The following is an 18,366-nucleotide window of genomic DNA, read 5'->3' on the forward strand; positions in this document are numbered from 1 at the left end:
CCCGATGAGAACCATCTACCGGTGACCCCAACCCGCTGACCGACCGCTCCCGCCTGCACCGGCGGCATCACATCCCGCCGCCGGACGCTGCCGCCTGCCCAGCTGAGGTCCTGTTTTCGGACTAGGCCATACGCTGCAGGGTCTGACGTCCCCATGGCCCGATCGGTGGTTGGGCTTGCCAGTGCTCACTGTGGCTGGGTTCGGGCAGCAGGTGCTCGGTGGGCACAGCCAGACCTCGGTTGAGGGCCACGAGCCCCTCCGGGCATTGCTGCAGGAGTATTCGGCCGTCGGTGCGTTGTTGGGTCAGCGCGCCCGCGCAGCCTCGGACGAAGCGCCGGATGAGGACCGTGTGCAGGGCGTAGGGATCCCCGGCGAGGTTGAGAGCATTGCCGAGGAGGCTCTCGATGTCGGTCTTGCGTGCGATGTTCTGGCGGATGCGTGCTCCGGCGTCGATGACCACTTCCTGGCCCAGGTGCGGCTGCTGGCCGAGCCAGCGATCCCACGAGCGAGGCAAGGCATGGTCGGCGAGCCCGGCACCGTTGAGGGTGATGATAAGCCCGTCGCTGACGGTGAATCCGTGTTCGGTGGCTAGAGCGAACAACGCGGAGCGTTTGGCGGTCATCTCTCCGTACAGGTCTGCGCACGCGCCGAGCCGGACATTCTCGGGCAGTCCTCCGGATGTATAGAGCGGCGCGGAGGCAAGGTGCGGTTGCGGGGATGAGGAGCCGGGCAATGCGGCGGTGACGGGCCGGACCTGCAAGATCCGCAACCCGTGCGCTCGCGTCCACGCCCACTCGAGATCGATGTCATCAGCCGCGCGGCTCGCCTGGCCCGTGGTGTGGGCACCGAAGGGCGTGCAGGACTTCAGACCGGTGGCGGCCTGGGCGACACGGTCATAGGGGGGCGGAGCCTCGCCGGACCGGATGACCAGGGTCGCGGCGTCGGTGCTGCCGTCGACGAGCTGCTCGCCGGTGCCGATGGTGGCCGATACCCACACCTGGCTGTCCCGGGTGAAGGCGACTCCGGCCAGATCGGCATCGACCATGTGCTGAACGATCACCCCCATGCGCGGAGCGGCATTTACGTCTCCAGCGCGCAGGCGGGCCAGCACGGCACGCGGGCTGTAGTAGGAGCGCCAGCAGGCCACCACCGCGTCGGCGACTTCCGCGAGCCCGCGCCTGCGCAGATAGGACTCATAGAGCCCGGCGTAGCTGTGCTGGTGGCCGTCTTCACCCTCGGTGGACGAACGGACCGCGAAGTTCTCATCGGCCACAAGGGCGGCCAGGCCCTGGAGAACATCGGCGGGCAGGCTCAGGCCCGCCAGCGCGGCTTGCAACTGGGTGGGCAGGGCGGCGAGATCGCAGCCCAGTGTCACGGTCAGATCGTGCATGATCGCGGTGAGCCGGGCCAGACGGTCAGTTCCGAGCGCCTGGACGAAGCTGTGGGAGCCGATGCACCAGGCGGGCGGTATCTCGGTGTGAGAGTGAATGCTGGCCAGACGAGCAAACTTCGTGCCGACCACCATCGGGTCGGCGGCCTGAGACTCGGTCAGGCCGATCAAGGTTACGGCAGGCATGTGCGACTCGATTCCAGCGTCGGTGGCTGGCGGCGAAGATCACACGTTCTGCTGGGCCAGCCATTTGTCGGCGACGATCTCGACGTGATGGCGTAGATCGCCGGGATCGGTGGCGGAGGTGTCGATGACCCAATCCGGCTCGATCAGGTCATACCTTCAGGTGGCGTCGCTGTCGGCGACGATGGTGCGATCAGCCCGCGCGTTCATGCGCTGGAGCCGGACCGCATCGGCACAAGTGATGCGGACGAAGTAGAAGCCTGCTTCCCGCAGCGCGTAGTAGTCCGGATCAGCGTCACGCATGTCATCGTTGACGACGATGTCAGCGCTGCTGGCCCACACCCGCCGCAAAAAGTCGCCCGGCAGGAATCCAGGATTGATGCGGCGAATTTGCGTGGCCAGCGTGCGCAGCAACTCGTTGTCGTGCTCGAAGGCACCGATCTCGGCGTCTGCCCGGCGATAGATGTGTCCCTGCAGCTCATACAGCGGCGCGGCAATCTTGAGCGTCTCCACCCGATATCCGCGCTCGGTGAGCACAGCCGTCAGATGAGCCGCCGCGGTGGACTTCCCCGACCCGGCCAAGCCGTACAGGCAGATCAGCAACAAGTCGGGCAACCCCTTTGGGCCACGCGCGGAGAGGGCAGGCCAAGCGGCTACGGCGGCCGATCAGCCGAGCCGTGAACCAGGCCAATGCCCTGCTCAGCGCTCTTGGACGGACGCAGCCAGCTTAGCTTTGCATCTGGTTCTCGATGGACTTCGCACCGGCCTGGACCAAGAACGCACGTGTCCAGGAGACGAGGTCCTCCCACTGCTCTGCCAGGCCGTCGGCCTCGTGCGGCAAGCGCCGCAAGGTGCGGCTGCGTATGTATTCGACCTCCACCTGAAATAGATCCCCACGGACCGCGCTGAGGTCGATGCATCGGTCAAACATGATCGAGAAGATGTGGCCGGTGTGCAGTGATTCCAGCATCACGTTGTAGCGAATCCGGCGATAACCGCCTTGCCAGGACGACCGGAACTGGATGGCCGCCGCGATCGAGCTCTCCAAGAGCTGCCCGCCATCAGCGTCGGCCTTCTCTGTCGGTGCCATTCTCGTCAGCGCAGACGGCGAACAACTCGCCGACGGCTACTCCCGTGAGAGCGACCCGCATGTCCACGCCGAAGAAAGCGTGCTGAACAAGCTGAGCGGACACGTGGACCTCATGGGCGCGATCATGTATAGCAGCGTGGAACCCTGCACCATCCGCAAGTCCCGACCGCGCCCCTGCACTCAGCTAATCATCTCTGCAGGGATTTCCCGTGTGGTATTCGCCTGGCGGGAACCGGCTCTTCTTGTCGCGAACTGCACCGGAGCCGAAGACCTCGCCGTGGCGGGCATCGACGTAGTGGAGATTTCCGAGTTGAGCTCGTTGGTCGCTGAGGTTAACCGGCACCTCCTCGCGTAACGTCCGGGAAACGTAAGGCGACCGGCTTCAACATTCAGGTCGCCTGCGATCTTGACGGCCGCGTCGTCGCGATAGGGAAGGATCCCGTACCCGGAGCATGCCACGACGCCCACGCATTCCACGCGCCGGTCTTCATCGCGGCGGCGACAGCGGCTATCAAAGCCACGCGGATATCGCTCCGGCCGAGAAGTCGCGCGGCCGGAAGCTGACCGCCGAGCAGAAGCAGAACAATCGGGAAATCAACAGCATCCGCGTAGCCGTGGAACGAGCGATCGCGCATGTGAAAGCTTGGCGTATCTGCTTCTCCCGATACCGAGGGCCCCTCGGCGTACGCCCTGGTGGCCTATCCGAATGGGTCGATCAATCTCAAGATCAACGAATTTCGGGACGCCGACCAGGTCGTACGCGATCTGGCGGAGTTGGGGTGCGTGCCGACGTCGTCTACCTGCCGCTGGGTAAACGTTGCGCGGACGGGCGTGCGCCCTTCGTGGCGGACGACGACACGCCGATCACGTCGGAGATGCTGGCCGACGACGACCCCGCCGCGCAGCGGAAGTACATGGAGTGGGCTTCCCACACCGCTTCGGTCAAGGCGATTCGTCCGAAAGAGGGATAACCATCAATCCGCAGTTCATCAAGCCAGGGCAGATTGTGATGATCGAGGTCGTGGAGAACGTCAGCAAGCCGCCGGGCAGCCCCGGCGTTGAGCGGCTGTTCACGGGTCGCCTCACGCGCGGGCCGGTCCAGCCCTGCCGGATCGTCGACGATCCCGTCGAGTAAAAGCGTGATTGGTGTTGTGCTCGCACTTGATTGCAAGATGGTGAGAGCACAACACCCACATGCGGCAGGATCTTGCGATGCTGAAATCCGGACGGTCCCAGGAACGGAGCAATCTCGGCGATTTGCTTAGGCATGTGCACCTGGAGGGGTCGCTCTCCCGTTCGGCGCTGGCCGAGCGGATGGGGCTGAACCGGAGCACGATCATGGCGTTGACGGCGGAGCTCACCGGCGCGGGGCTGGTTCGGGAGGAGCTGCCCAGGGACACCGGGAGGGCCGGGCGGCCGTCGCTTGTGGTTCGGCCGGAGACCGACCGATTTTATGTGCTGGCCTTTGATGTGCGGGTGGATCGGCTGGTCGCCGCCCGGGTCGGGCTGGGCGGCAAGGTCCTGGACCGGCGGGAGGCGGTGCGCCAGCGGGCGGGGGCCGACCTGGACGATGTCGTCGGGGTGCTTGCGGGGTTCGCGCGTGAGCTGTGCGGGCAGGCGGATTCGGTGTGTGTCGGGATCGGTGCGGCTTACTGCGGCATGATCCGGCCTGGTGATGGCATGGTGCGGTTCGGGCCGGATATGGGCTGGGTGGATCAGGCGTTCGGCACCGAGCTCGGGCAGCGGCTGAGGCTGGGGTTGCCGGTGGCGGTGGGCAACGAAGCTCATCTGGGGGCGCTGGCCGAGCATGAACGCGGCGTGGGTGTCGGTTACCAGAATCTGATCTATCTGCACGGGGACGTCGGAGTCGGCGGCGGGATCATCGTCGGTGGCAAGCTGCTCGACGGGGACGGCGGGTACGGCTGCGAACTCGGCCACATGATCGTGAACCCGTACGACGGGAGGCCGTGCGGCTGCGGCTCGCGGGGGTGCCTGGAGGCCGAGGTGGGGGAGCGGGCGCTGCTGGACGCCGCCGGGCGGTCGGCCGAACTGGTCGGCCACGACGGTATCCGCGCCGTGGTTGACGCCGCTGAGGAAGGGGACGAAGCGGCCAGGGAGGCGCTGCGCCGGATCGGGGACTGGCTCGGTATCGGAGTGGCGAACCTGATCAACCTCTTCAATCCGGGCATGGTCATCTTCGGCGGGATGTTGCCGGACATCTATCGGGGGTCGGCGGCTCAGGTGCACAGCCGGGTGGCGGCCAACGTGCTGGTCATCTCCCGCGAAGCGGTGCAACTGCGCACGGCGGCTCTCGGCGACGACGCCACCCTGATCGGCGCGGCCGAGCTGGCCTTCGCCGAACTCCTGGCCAGCCCGCTGGACGCGCTCGCCCACAGCGCCCTTCGGTAGCTCAACACCAAGTTCACTCAGGCGGCGCGCTCATGGCCCCCTCGATAGCTCGATGCGAAGCCCGCCCACCCCAGGGTGGAAGCGTCGCGAGGCGGGTGACCCGGCCAAGGTTCGTAGCCGGAAATGGATTGGTACTTGTCACCTTTTCAGTAGGTAGTTCTCATACGCTGGATCGGCGACCATGGGTCGGCCGATCGGGGGCATTTACTGAGGGGACAATGCCGCGTGCGAAGCGATGCCTCATTACCCAGTTACGAAAGACTCTTCGGAGAACTCGACTTCCGGGAAGGGGATGCGGCGCGGTCGGTCTACTCGCCGGCCGCCTACCTCAATGACCTGCTCAAACTGCTGCAGGAGACGTTCGACGACACCTCGCTGCTGCGGCGCAGGCCCGATCTTGGGCGCATCCCTCTGGACGCGGAGAACACCTTCACGCTCACCGCGTACCTGGACATCGTCAACGAGGTGCTGGAGGCGCTCGTCGGCGACGCGCCGTACGAGAAGCTGAACGAGCTGAAACACCCGTTCGGGCTGCCGTTCTCGCTGAAGAACGCGCGGCTGGCCACCTACCTGCGCCACCTGGACATCGACCCTGTCCAGTTCTACCGGCTGTTCGCGGCGCGGGTGGACCGGGACACGGTCGCCCGCGAGTATCTCGGGCTGACGCCGGGGGATGTCGAGGTGGTCACCACCGTGCGCGCCGACGACCTCGCGGGGGTCTACGGCCTCGCGCCGGGGGAGACCACGGCCGTGCTCGCCGACGTCGAGCGGTTCCTGGCCGCCACCTCGATGACCGGCGCAGAGCTACGCGAAGTGCTCTACCAGGATCCGCTTCTGGAGCGTTCCCCTGCGACATTCTTCGTGCACCAGGGCAATCAGGTCGTGACCGTCGCCGCCGACGACCGCACCCTCGTCTGGTCCGGCGGGCCGATCCCGGCCGCGTGGTTCGACCGCGCCAACCGTTTCGTACGGCTTGCCCGCCGCACCGGCCTCTCCTTCACCGACCTGGACCTCATCCTCACCTCCTGCTGCGGCAACACCCTCGACACCGCCGCCCTGCGCGCCGCGGCCGCGGCCGTGCACCTGCACCGCGTCCACGACCTGCCCTTCGACACGATCGCCGCGCTGACCGCGCGCACGCTGCCGGTGACCGTGGACGACCTGCCCATCCCGCCCGGCGACCTCCAGAATCCGGACTATCGGCGCCATTTGGCACGATCCATCGACATGGCCGAGGCCGACATCGCCGAGGTTGTCCGGCGTTTCCGCGACCGCTACGCCGACCCGAACGAGACCAGCCCCTTCGACCGGCAACTCGGCCAGGAGGGGCTCTCGCTGCTGCACCGCGTCGGCCGTCTGGTCGACGCGCTCGGCATCTCGGTATCCGAGCTCTTCGGCGTGCTGGCCGCCTTGGAGGCCGACCCGTCGATCCAGCGCTACACGACCTTCCCCGTCCTGCCGGTGATCGAGCCCGGCACCCACGACTGCCATCGCATCCTGGAGGGCACCGACGCCGCCTCCAGCCTCTGGCTGGCCCAGACGCTGCTCGCGGTCGTCGGCTGGATGCGGACCTGGGGTTTCAGTGGCCAGGAGCTGACCGAGATCCTCGGCGAGCCGGCCAAGGCGGAGGCCGAGGACGAGCAGCTCACGGTGCTGGCCGGGATCAGGGACCGGTTCGAGACGGCCGCGCTGTCGCCCGAGCTGTTCGTCTCCGACCGGTTCGACGAGCGGGCCGCGCAGGTCATCCACGACGTGCTCATCTCCTACGAGGACGGTGTCGTCTCGCCGCGCGACGCCCGGCTGCTCCGGCTCGACCGGGCGAAGGCGACGGCCGCGGCGTATGACGCGGTCGCCGATCTCGCCGTGCTGACCCGGGAGGACTTCCTGGGGCTGGGCCTCGACGAGCGGCTGGCCACGAAGATCTTCACCAACCTGGTCATCTCCGGGCTCCTGCAGGCGGACGGCCTGCTCACCGTCGACAGCGTGCCCGACGGGCTGGTGCTCTCCAGCGACTTCGACGCGCTGGGAGCCGACCTGTTCGCGGCTCTGGCCGGGCTCGACGGCGGGTTCTACCCTTCGGACCTGGCGACCCTCATGCCCGACCTGTCCGAGGCCGAGCAGGCCGAGCTGTACGACAACCTGATCTACCACGGCTACCTCGACGAATCCGGCGAGATGCTCGACCCGGACTTCTTCGCCGACCCCGGCAACATCGAGCTGTTCACGGCCAGCGCCGTCCTCGACGACGTGACGGCCGAGGTGCTGGCCGTGCTCCAGGAGCGCATCGACGGCTTCCGGCAGGCCGACATCCCGCTCGACCCGGGGATCTTCGCGGAGCTGCGGCTGACCGAGACCCAGCTGGCCGCGCTCACCGAAAGCCTGCGCTTCAACGGCATCCTGGACCAGCACGACAAGATCACCATCACGGCGCTGGACGTGGCCGAAATCGGCGTCGCGCTGGAGTTCTACCCGATGCGCCGCCCCATCCTGGACGCGCTGAAAGGCCAGGTCGCGGCCACCAAGGCGGAGCTGTACACGGTCACGCCCGGCGACTTCGCCGCGGTCGCCGACGACGTGATGGGGCAGCGGGTCGCCGCCCGGCTCGACGGCACGGTCACCGAGGGAGGCCGGATCCGCGAGGAGGTCAGGGAGCTCTTCACCGACCCGGAGGGCTGGCTCGACCTCGGCGACGGCTTCACCGCGAACGACGGCACGCTCGTGTACCGGCGGATCGTGTCGATCATGGCCGGGCAGGCGCCGTACCGGCTGGATCTGGCGGCGGTCACCGAGCTGGGCTTCGACGACGAGGAGCGGGCCCTGCTGGTCGGCATGCTCGTGGACGCCGGGCATCTCGACGAGGCGCTGGCCGTGCCGGAGGACCGGCTGGCCTACTTCCGGACCATCACCAACGCGCTCGACTTCGCGCTGCCCGGCGTCGAGGACTACAACAAGGACGTCTTCTTCCTGCTGCACGCCGTCGCGAAGGAATTCGCCGCTGGCGTCGCCGAGGTCGTCGACCGGCTCGACGAGCTGGCCGCCCGGCAGCGCCGGGCCGTGCTCGCGGTGCTGCAGGACGTGTTCGGCGTGTCCGCCCCCGCCCTCGAAGCCATCTGTACGGCGGTCACGCCGGACGCGCTCGACATCCTCGTGGCCCCCGCGCTCGCCGAATCCGCCATCGCCGACGACCCGCACTTCCGGCGCTCCTACCGGCGGATCCGCCGATTCGCCCGGCTGGCCGGAAAGTTCGGCCTGGACCCCACCGAGATCCGGGTGGCCTTCCACGACCAGGATCTGGCGGGCAAGTTCCCCGAGCCGCTGGCCCTACCGCCTGGCGTCGACCGTTTCGACGCCCTGCTGACCGGCTGGGACGGCAAGATCTACCTGTTCCAGGGCCAGAGCTATTGGGTCTACTCGGCCACCACATACGCGCTGACGGATCCCCGGCAGAAGCCGCTCACTGAGCTGTCCCCCCGGTTCGTGGGGCTGGCGGGGATAGATGCCGCATTCGTCCAGCCCGAGGGCGCCGAGTGGATTGTCGGCCGGGGCATCGACGGGATCTCCCGGGCGTTCGTCCGGCTCCCCAAGGAGACCCGATGGGCGGCCAAGGAGCAGGTCTGGGGCAAGGTCAGGAACAATTTCGCCGAACCCAAGCGCATCGACAGCGCCTTCGTCGACGTCGAAGGCCGGACGTATCTGTTCTGCGGCGACCAGTACCTGCGCTACTCGGGATCGGACTATTCGGTCGCCGACGAGGGTTACCCCCGCGCGATCACCGAGTGGTGGGAGGGCGACACGCCGCTGCCCGACGCGTTCCGTAAGGCCGTGGACGCGTCGTTCCAGGGCCGCGACGGCCGTACCCACCTGTTCACCGGGGAAAGGTGGCTTTCGGTCGGCGACGCCGAGCAGCCCCTGGTCGAGCGGTGGGGAAGGCTGCGCAACACATTCGCGACCGCGGAACGCATCGACGCGGCCTACGCCGACGAATCGGGTTACCTGCTGTTCGCCGGGAACCAGGTCGTCCGCTACACCGACAGCCTGGAGAACGACGGAGTCCGGGTCGCCGACGGCTACCCGAAGCGGATCGAGGCGTGGCGGCCGGACGTGCCGGTCGAGTTCGAGGGCGCGGTCGAAGCCGCGTTCGCCGACGCGTCCGGGACCGTGCACCTGTTCAAGGACGGCAAGACGGTCGCGCTGGGCGTGACCGGCGGCTCGGTCGGGCCGACCGCCGAGCGGTGGGGAGTGCTCGCGCCCGTCCTGCCGAGCGGCACGGTCGACGCCGCGTTCGTCGGGCTGGACGGCAAGACCTACCTGTTCAGCGGCGACCGCTACCTGCGCTACTCCACGGCCGACTATTCGGTGGTGGATCTCGGCTACCCGCGCGGGATCGCCGGGGACTGGGGCGGCCTCGACCGGGTGGACGCCGCGTTCGTGATGGACGGCGCGACCCACCTGTTCGGCCCGGTCGGCCAGATCCTCGACCTGCCCGCCGACTACGAGGCCGAACTCGGGGCGGGACGGCTGTCGCCCGCGCTGCGCCGCCGCCTCGCCGAGCACGGCGTCACCGTCGCCGCCGACGCGCCGGTCACCGGCCAGTCGCCGCAGTGGCAGGTCACCGCCGACGGGCCGATCCAGCTCACCATCCGCCGCGCCGGCGAGCGCATCAAGGTGTACGGCGACGACACCCCCTTCTACGTGCGCTATTCGACCAGGAACTACACGGTTCCGGACCTGGGATACCCGAAGCCGCTGGCCGACAACTGGTGGAGCCTGCCGGTGACGCTGGCCGACGACCCCGGCTTCGCCCGGATCGACGCGGTGTTCACCGGCCGCGACAACCAGACATACCTGTTCTCCGGGGACCGTTTCGTGGTGTTCGACACCCGGCACCGCTGGTGGTCGGAGCCGCGCACGCTGCGGGATCGCTGGGACAGCATCCCGTTCACGAAGGTGGACGCCGCGTTCGTCGGCAAGGACGGCAAGACGTACGTGTTCTCGGGGGAGCGGTATGTCCGCTACTCCACCGCCGACTACACCGAGGTTGATGATCGTTATCCGGCGACCGTGGCCGCGTTCTGGGGCAATGTCGTCAACGCCATCACCAGGACCGGGCGGGTCGACGCGACGCTGATCATGGACGCGGTCGAGCTCGTCGACGGCGTCGAGGTGACCCGGACCTACACGTACCTGTTCTCGGGTGACCAGTATGTCCGTTACCAGGGCCACGACTACACGACCGTCGAGAACGGCTACCCGCGTGCGATCTCGGCGCTGTCCGGGGAGCCGAGGATGGCCGCGCTCACGACGCCGCTGGATGGTGTGGACGCGGCGTTCGCGGATCGCCGCAACGTCTACCTGTTCCGTGGCGGGCAGTGGCATGTCGTCTCCGACACGCTTTACCGGAAATATGCCGACCTGGATCTGGCTGGGATCTCGTGTGCGTACGTCGAGAACGGCGCGGTCCTCGTCGAAGGCCCTGGCGGATGGCGCAGGCAGTCCGCGCTGGAAGGGCCCGCCGGGTCCACGCCGGTACGGCCGCTGGCGCTGCGCACGGTGCCCGCCGAGTTCCGGTCCGGCCTGGACGCGGTGCTGACCGGCGCGGACGGCACGACATACCTGTTCAAGGGCCCGTCCTGCTACAACACGCGCATCAACCGCGACTACCCTCTCACCGAGGAGTGGGGCCGACCCCGTAACACGATTTATCAGGACAACGTGGTGGATGCCGCGTTCGTGGGCCGGGATGGGAAGACTTATCTGTTCAGTGGCGACCAGTTCGTCACGTACAGCACGAGCGCCGACACCATCGACGGCGAGCCGCGGACGATCAGCGAGCATTGGGGCGGACTCGAGAGCGTCGCCCTCGCCTACGTCAGAAACGGCGTCACCTACCTCTTCGAGCACGCCGACGAGACCGGCATGATGCGACATGTCGTCTACACCGGCGAAGACGGCCCCTACGTGGAGCCCGACCCCGGCTATCCCGCCGCGGCCGACGAGACGTTCTGGAAAGCCCCCGACGGTTTCCCCACACCCGACGCCGTGCTGTTCGAGGGCGACACGATGCTCCTGCTCAGCGGCGAACGCTGCGTGCAGTTCAGCGAGGCCACCGGCCAGTGGTCCTACCCGCGCCCGATCGAGCGCATCTGGCGTGGCTTCGGAAGGGGCCTGGAGCCAGGCGACGGCCTGCGCGCCGCGTTCACGGCTCTCGACGGCGCGACGTATTTCTTCTTCGCCGAGCAGTACGCCCGCTACGCCGACCGAGCATTCGGCCCACTAGCCCCAATTCGGGAACGCTGGGGCAAGTCGGTCAACCCCTTCGTCCCCGACGACGGCACCGGTACGGTCGACGCCGCGATCGTCTTCGGTGACAACACCACATTTCTGTTCTCGGGCAGCCAGTACGTCCGATACACCGGCACCGAGTACCGCTACGTGGACCCCGGCTACCCGAAGCCGATCGCGGCCAACCTGCGCGCCGAACCCGCGTTCGCCCACCTGACCGAGGCGTTCGAGGACGCCGTCGCCGACCGGGGCACCGGCAAGGTGCTGGACGCGGCGGTCGCCAACGGCCGCACGGCCTACCTGGTGGTGGGCGGCGCACTCCATGTCGTCTCGCGCACCCCGACGGCGACGTACGGGATCGACGTCGTCGGCCGGGTCCGCAACACGATCGCCGACCGCAAGAAAGTCGACGCCGCGCTGGTCCGCGACAAGTACACGTTCCTGTTCTCCGGCGACCAGTACGTGCGGTATTCGGGCACCGAGTACACCTACGTGGACGAGGGTTACCCGCGCACGATCGCCCCTTCCCTGGCGGCCGAACTCGGTCTCACAACATTGCCCGAAGAGTTCGAGGACGGCCTCGACGCGGCCTTCCGCGCCGCCGACGGACGGGTCTACCTGTTCAAAGGCACCCGATTCCTCGTCGGCGATTCCGTCCAGCCGGTGACCTCACTCTGGGGAAAGATCCGCAACGAGTTCACCACGAGCCCCACCATCGACGCCGCCTTCGTCTCCCCCACCGGCGAGCTGTACGCCTTCCGCGCCGGCCAGTACATCCGCTACCGCCCAGGCGTACTCGACCTCGTCGAAGAGGGATACCCCCGAACCATCAAGGACGACTGGGGCGACCTACCCGCCTCCTTCGAAGCCGGAATCACCGGCGCTTTCGTCCTGGAAGGCGCCACCTACCTCACCAAGGACGATCAGTACGTCCGTTACACCAGCCGCTACGACGTCCTGGACCGGACCTTCCCGCAGGCATTCCGCCACCGCTGGTCCGACACCGCCGACTACCGCCTGAGCGACGTGCACACGATCGTCCGGTTCGCCGACCTGGCCAGAACCCGGCCAGGGCTGGCCGCTTTGCTCGGGGAGGGTGCCGCGGACCCGTACGAGCGGCTGGCCGGCCTCTTCGGCTGGGACGTGAACGAGCTGCGCTGGGTCAAGCGCAACGCGGGGGTGCTCACCGAGTTCCCGCTGGAAGAAGAGCGCTTCGAGATCGAGTTCGTGCTCAAACTGGTCGAGGTGTTCGCGCTCGCCGCGAAGGCGGGAACCGGGCCATCCCTGCTCTATCCGGATGTGTGGACCCGCGTGTGGTCCCGTACCGACCTGGACGGAGCGGCAGACGCGCTGCTGCGGCTGCTCGAACGCAAGCACAGCCCAGAGGACTGGCTGATCGTCTCCAAGACCATCCACGACGAGCTCAACCTGCTCAAACGCGACGCCCTGCTGCCCGCCGCGCTGCACCTGCACCCCGACATCCAGACAGCAAGGGAGCTCTACGAGCACCTGCTCGTGGACGTCGAGATGGGCGCGGTCGCCACCACCTCGCGCGTCCGCGAGGCCATCGCCGCCACCCAGCTCTACCTGCACCGCTACCTGCTCGACCTGGAACAGGTGACCCCGCCGTTCGGCGTGGACGAGGAGGAGATCAGGCAGAAGATCAGAACCTGGTGGTCGTGGCTGAAGAACTACCGGATCTGGGAGGCCAACCGAAAGGTTTTCCTCTACCCCGAAAACTACATTCGCCCGGAGCTCCGCGACACCAAGACCCCGGCGTTCGAGGAGCTGGAGAACGACCTGCTCCAGGGCGAGATCAATGCCGAGTCGGTGCAGCGCGCCTACAAGCGCTACCTCGACGAGTACACCGAGGTCTCCCGGCTGGCCATCGCCGGCGCCTACGTCTACAGCGAGGACGGCGCCCCCGCCAACACCCGCCGCCTGGTGCTGTTCGGCCGGACCAGGACCGAGCCGCGCCGCTACTACTACCGGGAAGCCGAGTTCCGCGACGGCGAGCGCCTGTCCGCGACGTGGGAGCCGTGGCTGAAGGTCGACACCCAGATCGAGGCCGAGCGGGTCGATCCCGTGCACGCGTTCGGCCGGGTGTTCGCCTTCTGGACCGTCGTCGAGACCATCCCGCCGGAGAACGCCGGCGCCACCACCATCGTCACCAAAGTGGACGGCAACAAGCAGAACGTCGCCGCGCCGCCGCCCAAATACCGGGTCCGGATCTCCTACACCTTCTACAACCTGAACCAGGAATGGGTGGCCGCCCAGGTGCTGCCCCTCGGCCCGGCGGAGGAAGGACCGATCACCGGCGTACGCCTGTTCGTGCAGGCGTCGGCCACCCTCTCCGGCGACACCCACGACTCCATCGTGGTCACCTGCAGCTACACGGTGACCACCCCGACCGGGCCAGTCCTCCGCCAGGTCGCGTTCGCGCTCACCCCCGAGCTGTACGCGGTGCCGGTGCCCCCCGCCGTCGAACCGCCCAGGATCGTCGAACTGTCGAGGATCTTCAAGGAGCCGGTCGAGGACAAGACCCTGGTCCGCTTCAACACCCCCGCCAAGTCCACCGACGGCCCGTGGTTCAGCGTCGACCACAAGGGCGGCAGCCTGCTCTGCCGGCCGATCCTCGTCAACCCGGGCGACGACCCTCCCCTGCTGGAGCTGAAGGGCAACAGCCATCGCCTACCCGCCTGGGAACGCGTCGACGCCGCCTTCGAACTCCCGGACGGCACCCGCTACTTCTTCGACAACCTCGCCCAGCAGTTCCTGGTCACCAAGACCAAGGGCAAGCTGAACACCACCAAGGAGTCCACCCCGGCCCGGTGGGGAGTCCTCAGCAACGCGCTGACCTCGACCGGAATCGTCGACGCAGTGCTCGTACGGAAGGACTTCACCTACCTCTTCTCCGGCCACGAGTACTACCGCTACCGGGGACGGCCGTTCGGCCCCGTCGACCCGGGCTATCCGAAGAGCATCGAATCCAACACCGAGGACCTGCCGCGCTGGTCCAGGATCGACGCCGCGTACACGGCGGCCAACGGCACCGAGTATTTCTTCACGCGCGATCGCGACGGCTACGTCGAGTCGGGCGCGCTCGACCAGCTCAAGCAGGTTAAGGACAAGTGGGCGGTTCCCTCCAAATCCCGCGTCGACGCCGTGCTCGTGCGGCGCAACCAGCTGTTCGTGTTCTTCGGCGAGCACTACCTGCGCTACTCGGGTGAGGGCCGCGCCGACGAGGGCTACCCGAAACGGCTCGCCGACAACGAAGACGGGCTGCCACGCTGGCAGCGCATGGGCGCGGCCGTCAACTACCGCAACACTCCCTACTACTTCGACAACTCCGACGGCAGCTACGTCGTGCAGGGGTCCGGCGGTCTCGAACGGCCGCAATCAAGCCGTGAGCTCGGCCGCATCCCGACCGCGATCACGCGCACGGGGTCCGTCGACGCCGCCTACCTCTCCAACGGGCACCTCTACCTGACCAGCGGCGAGGAGTATGTCCGCTACACGATCGGCGGCGACGGAGCCATCCCGGACGCCATCGACGGCGGCTATCCCAAGTCACTGACCCGCCGCGTTAAGGCCGTCTTCCAGCGCGGCGACGTCCGGTATGTGTTCAGCGGCGGTCTCTACGCGATGCTCGAAGGGTCCCAGGAACTCGACACGCTGAAGCCACAGTCGTTCATCGGCATCGGCGACAACTGGCGGGGGCTGCCGCCCGACTTCCTGACCCGCTTCACGGGCGCGCTGGACGCTCCGGGCGAGCTCTACCTGTTCCTCGGCGATCGTTACGTGGCCAACTCCAAGGGCGCATCGGTCCCCCGGCCATACGAATTCGCCACCCTGCCGCACGAGATCGTGCGGCTCACCTCCAGCACGGCTTTCGAGCTCAACAGGAAGCTGCTCACCCGCGGGGTCCCCGCGCTCCTCGCCCCCGAGACACAGGAGATCAACGAACTGCCCGCGTTCCGGCGGACCGGAGTCGCCGACGCCACCACGATCCTGGTCCAGCCCTGGGTCGCGGACGTTCCCGCCAGCTCGCATCTCGACTTCCAGAGCCCGAGCGGACGCTACTACTGGGAGATCTTCTTCCACGCGCCGCTGCTGATCGCGCAGGCGCTCAACGCGGCTCAGCGCTTCGAGGACGCCCGGCAGTGGTACGAGTACGTCTTCGACCCCACCGAGCAGGACAGATACTGGCGCTTCCTACCGTTCCTCGCGGTCGACGTCCGCGCGCTGGTCGCGGCGTGCAGGGCTGACCTGGAGGCGCTCGGTGGGCAGGCCGCCTCCGTCGCCGGAGTCCTGACCGAGGTGCTGAACGAGGTGGAGGCGGTCGCCCCGGCGTTCGAGCAGGCCCGCCCCCTCACCTCGCAGGAAGCCACGATGCTCGCCACGCTGGCCACGACCAGGCTGAACGCCATCGAAGGCCCGCTCACCGCCCTGCCCGCTTTGCAGGAGAAGGTCAGCATGCTGGGGCGGCTTTACCGGCAGTACGAGCTGATGGGGGACCGGGAGGCGCTGCTCAAGGCGTACCTGGACGATCCGTTCGATCCGCACGCGATCGCCGAACTGCGGCCGACGGCCTACCGGCGGGCGGTCGTGATGGCCTACATCGACAATCTGCTCGACTGGGGCGACATGCTCTTCCGGCAGTACACAATGGAGAGCATCGACGAGGCGCGGATGCTCTACATCTTCGCCTACGACCTGCTGGGGCAACGCCCGGAGGGCATCGGGACGCGTACGCTGCCCGCCACCCTCACCTATGACGAGCTGTGCCGCTGGGAAGGCGGCGAGAACCCCTACGCGGAACGGGTGAGCGCGGGCGGGACCATGCTCGACGGCATGGGCGCCATCCACGGCAGCGTCGCCAACTCCTACTTCTACATCCCCGACAACACCCTGCTGGAGGACTACTGGACCCGGGTCGAGGACCGGCTGCGCAAGATCAGGCAGTCGCTCAACATCCTGGGCGTCAGCCAGCCGCTGCCGCTGTTCGAGCCGCCGGTGGACGTGATGGCGCTGGTGCGGGGCGCGGCCGCCGGGCTCAGCCCTGACCAGGTCACGGCCGGACTGGCGGTGGCGGTGCCGCACTACCGGTTCTCGTTCCTGCATCGGAAGGCGCAGGACCTGGTCGACCGGCTGCGCCAGTTCGGCAACGATCTGCTCGGCGTGCTGGAACGGCGGGACAACGAGGAGCTCACCCTACTCCAGAACCGGCAGGAAGGGACGATCTACGCGCTGACCCGCGGGATCAGGGAGGCGCAGGTCAAGGTCGCCACCGAGAACCTGGCGGAGGCGGAGACGTCGCTGGAGCAGGCGAAGGCGCGGGCCCGCTACTACGAGGACCTGATCGCGGCCGGGCTCACGTCGCTGCAGCAGGCCCAGATCGACACGATGACCGCTGCCGCGATCTCGCACTTCGTCTCCAGCGGCCTCAAGATCGGCTCGGCGATCGCGTTCGCGTTGCCCCAGGTCCTGGCGGGGCCGTTCATCATGGGCACCGAGATCGGTGGCGAGCAGGTCGGCGAGGCGCTCGACAAGGGCGCCGAGGTCGCCGAATCACTCGGTGAGGCGCTCAGCGTCCTGGGTGAGCTGTACGGCGTGCGGGTCGAGCAGGAACGGCAGGAAGGCGACTGGAAATATCAGCTCATGATGGCCGAGTCCGACATCGTGCAGCTCGGACACCAGGTCGCCGGAGCCGGACACCAGGTCGCCATCGCGCAGCGCGAACTGGAGATCATCAACCAGGAGATCGCGCACAACAAGGCGGTCGCCTCGTTCCTCACTGACAAGTTCACCAACGCCCAGCTTTATCAGTGGATGTCGGGGCGATTGTCGGGGCTGTTCTTCCAGTCGTACAACATGGCCCACGAGATGGCGAAGTCCGCCGAACGCGCGTACCAGTACGAGCGGGGTGTCAACGACGCCTTCATCCAGCCGGTCTACTGGGAGAGCCGCCGCAACGGCCTGCTCGCGGGCGAGACCCTCAGCGTCGACCTGGAACGGCTCGGCAAGGCCTACGTCGACAACGACAGCCGGGGACTGGAGATCACCAAGCGGGTGTCGCTGCTGCAACTCGACCCGCTCGCCGTGCTCGCCCTGAGGAACGAGGGCCGCTGCGAGTTCGCCTTCACCGAGGCGCTGTTCGCCCGCGACTTCCCCGGGCACTACCGGCGCAGGATCAGGACCCTGTCGGTCACCTTCGACGGCTACGAAGGACCGCTCGGCGTCAACGCCACCCTCACCCAGCTCGGCCACAAGACGGTCCTGTCGGCCGACCCGAAGGCCGCCAAGTTCCTGCTCGACGCGAAAGGCACCCCACCCGCGTCGGTACGCGCCGACTGGCGGCCCACTCAGCAGATCGCCCTGTCCGACCTGGAGGAAGGCCGGGACAACAACGGGCTGTTCGAACTCCGCTACGACGACGACAGGTATCTGCCGTTCGAAGGAACCGGGGCGGTGTCCACCTGGCGGCTGGAGGCGGCGGGGCGGCATCCCGACCTGTTCGACGTCACCATCGTCGTGAAGTACACGGCGGAGCAGGGTGGTGAGGTGTTCGGGAACGCGGTGAAGGGGATGCTGAAGCCGTACTCGGCGGCGCGGTATGTCGATGTAGCCGGGGAGTTCCCGCAGGAATGGCAGGAGTTCCTCGAGAACGAGAACGGGATGCTGGTCCTGCCGCTGGTGCCCGAGATGTTCGCCAACATGAGCGGGCGGCAGATCACGGGCATCTACCCGACATACGAACTGGTCGAGGGGGGTACGGCCCGGTTCCTGCTCAACGGGGACCAGAGGTTGGCCCTCGACGAGGGCAAACTGCTCCGCACGCCCGGCCTCAGCGTTGGCGGGCCAACCTGGGCTCTGGTCGTGGAAGGCGACAAGGAAGCCCTCGTCAATGTCGGCCTGATCCTCCAGTACCGCGCGCAATAGGCATGTTGGCGAGCAGTGTCACCGGCGTGAACCGCGCGGGATACCAATGGGAAAGTTGCTAAATGGACTG

9 protein-coding genes are annotated in these 18,366 nt (G+C 67.6%); 5 read left to right on the forward strand and 4 right to left on the reverse strand.

Features of this window, described 5'->3' with window-relative positions; genetic code table 11:
• Positions 1–121 precede the first annotated feature (121 nt).
• The 3 genes from ABGB08_RS36910 to ABGB08_RS36920 form a co-directional block, all read right to left on the reverse strand.
• Positions 122–1,561, reverse strand: coding sequence for a PEP/pyruvate-binding domain-containing protein (locus tag ABGB08_RS36910; RefSeq protein ID WP_347600459.1), 1,440 nt, complete (start codon positions 1,559–1,561; stop codon positions 122–124).
• Between the two features lie 171 nt (positions 1,562–1,732).
• On the reverse strand, positions 1,733–2,179 hold the full coding sequence (locus ABGB08_RS36915) for a hypothetical protein (protein WP_347600462.1): 447 nt from the start codon (positions 2,177–2,179) through the stop codon (positions 1,733–1,735).
• Between the two features lie 121 nt (positions 2,180–2,300).
• On the reverse strand, positions 2,301–2,621 hold the full coding sequence (locus tag ABGB08_RS36920; RefSeq protein ID WP_347600465.1) for a hypothetical protein: 321 nt from the start codon (positions 2,619–2,621) through the stop codon (positions 2,301–2,303).
• Between ABGB08_RS36920 and ABGB08_RS36925 the strand changes: the two genes are divergently transcribed.
• Positions 2,596–3,018 (forward strand): dCMP deaminase, encoded by a 423-nt coding sequence (locus ABGB08_RS36925; protein ID WP_347600468.1) that lies wholly within the window; start codon positions 2,596–2,598, stop codon positions 3,016–3,018. The two genes, ABGB08_RS36920 and ABGB08_RS36925, sit on opposite strands and share 26 nt — an antisense overlap.
• Positions 3,019–3,052: 34 nt before the next feature.
• Here the strand turns inward: ABGB08_RS36925 and ABGB08_RS36930 are convergent, their stop codons facing one another.
• A complete protein-coding gene (locus tag ABGB08_RS36930; protein ID WP_347600471.1) occupies positions 3,053–3,298 on the reverse strand; it encodes a hypothetical protein in 246 nt (81 codons plus the stop codon).
• A 144-nt stretch (positions 3,299–3,442) separates the two neighbouring features.
• Here ABGB08_RS36930 and ABGB08_RS36935 point away from each other — a divergent pair, with 144 nt between their 5' ends.
• The 4 genes from ABGB08_RS36935 (at position 3,443) to ABGB08_RS36950 (ending at position 18,296) form a co-directional block, all read left to right on the forward strand.
• Complete coding sequence (locus tag ABGB08_RS36935) at positions 3,443–3,634, forward strand: hypothetical protein (protein WP_347600474.1); 192 nt, start codon at positions 3,443–3,445, stop codon at positions 3,632–3,634.
• Positions 3,635–3,672: 38 nt separating this feature from the next.
• Complete coding sequence (locus ABGB08_RS36940; RefSeq protein ID WP_347600477.1) at positions 3,673–3,798, forward strand: hypothetical protein; 126 nt, start codon at positions 3,673–3,675, stop codon at positions 3,796–3,798.
• A gap of 77 nt (positions 3,799–3,875) precedes the next feature.
• On the forward strand, positions 3,876–5,072 hold the full coding sequence (locus ABGB08_RS36945; protein WP_347600480.1) for an ROK family transcriptional regulator: 1,197 nt from the start codon (positions 3,876–3,878) through the stop codon (positions 5,070–5,072).
• A gap of 225 nt (positions 5,073–5,297) precedes the next feature.
• Positions 5,298–18,296 carry a hemopexin repeat-containing protein gene (locus ABGB08_RS36950; protein ID WP_347600483.1) on the forward strand — a complete coding sequence of 4,333 codons (12,999 nt, stop codon included), beginning with the start codon at positions 5,298–5,300 and terminating at the stop codon, positions 18,294–18,296.
• The last annotated feature ends 70 nt before the right edge of the window (positions 18,297–18,366 follow it).

This window comes from Acrocarpospora sp. B8E8 (genome assembly GCF_039871605.1).
Taxonomy (GTDB): Bacteria; Actinomycetota; Actinomycetes; order Streptosporangiales; family Streptosporangiaceae; genus Acrocarpospora; species Acrocarpospora macrocephala.

Bases quoted from the DNA above. Each gene is read 5' to 3' on its own strand.
- ABGB08_RS36925 (WP_347600468.1), top strand. From the start codon at position 2,596: ATGGCCGCCGCGATCGAGCTCTCCAAGAGCTGCCCGCCATCAGCGTCG.
- ABGB08_RS36930 (WP_347600471.1), bottom strand. From the start codon at position 3,298: ATGCGCGATCGCTCGTTCCACGGCTACGCGGATGCTGTTGATTTCCCG.
- ABGB08_RS36940 (WP_347600477.1), top strand. From the start codon at position 3,673: ATGATCGAGGTCGTGGAGAACGTCAGCAAGCCGCCGGGCAGCCCCGGC.
- ABGB08_RS36945 (WP_347600480.1), top strand. From the start codon at position 3,876: ATGCTGAAATCCGGACGGTCCCAGGAACGGAGCAATCTCGGCGATTTG.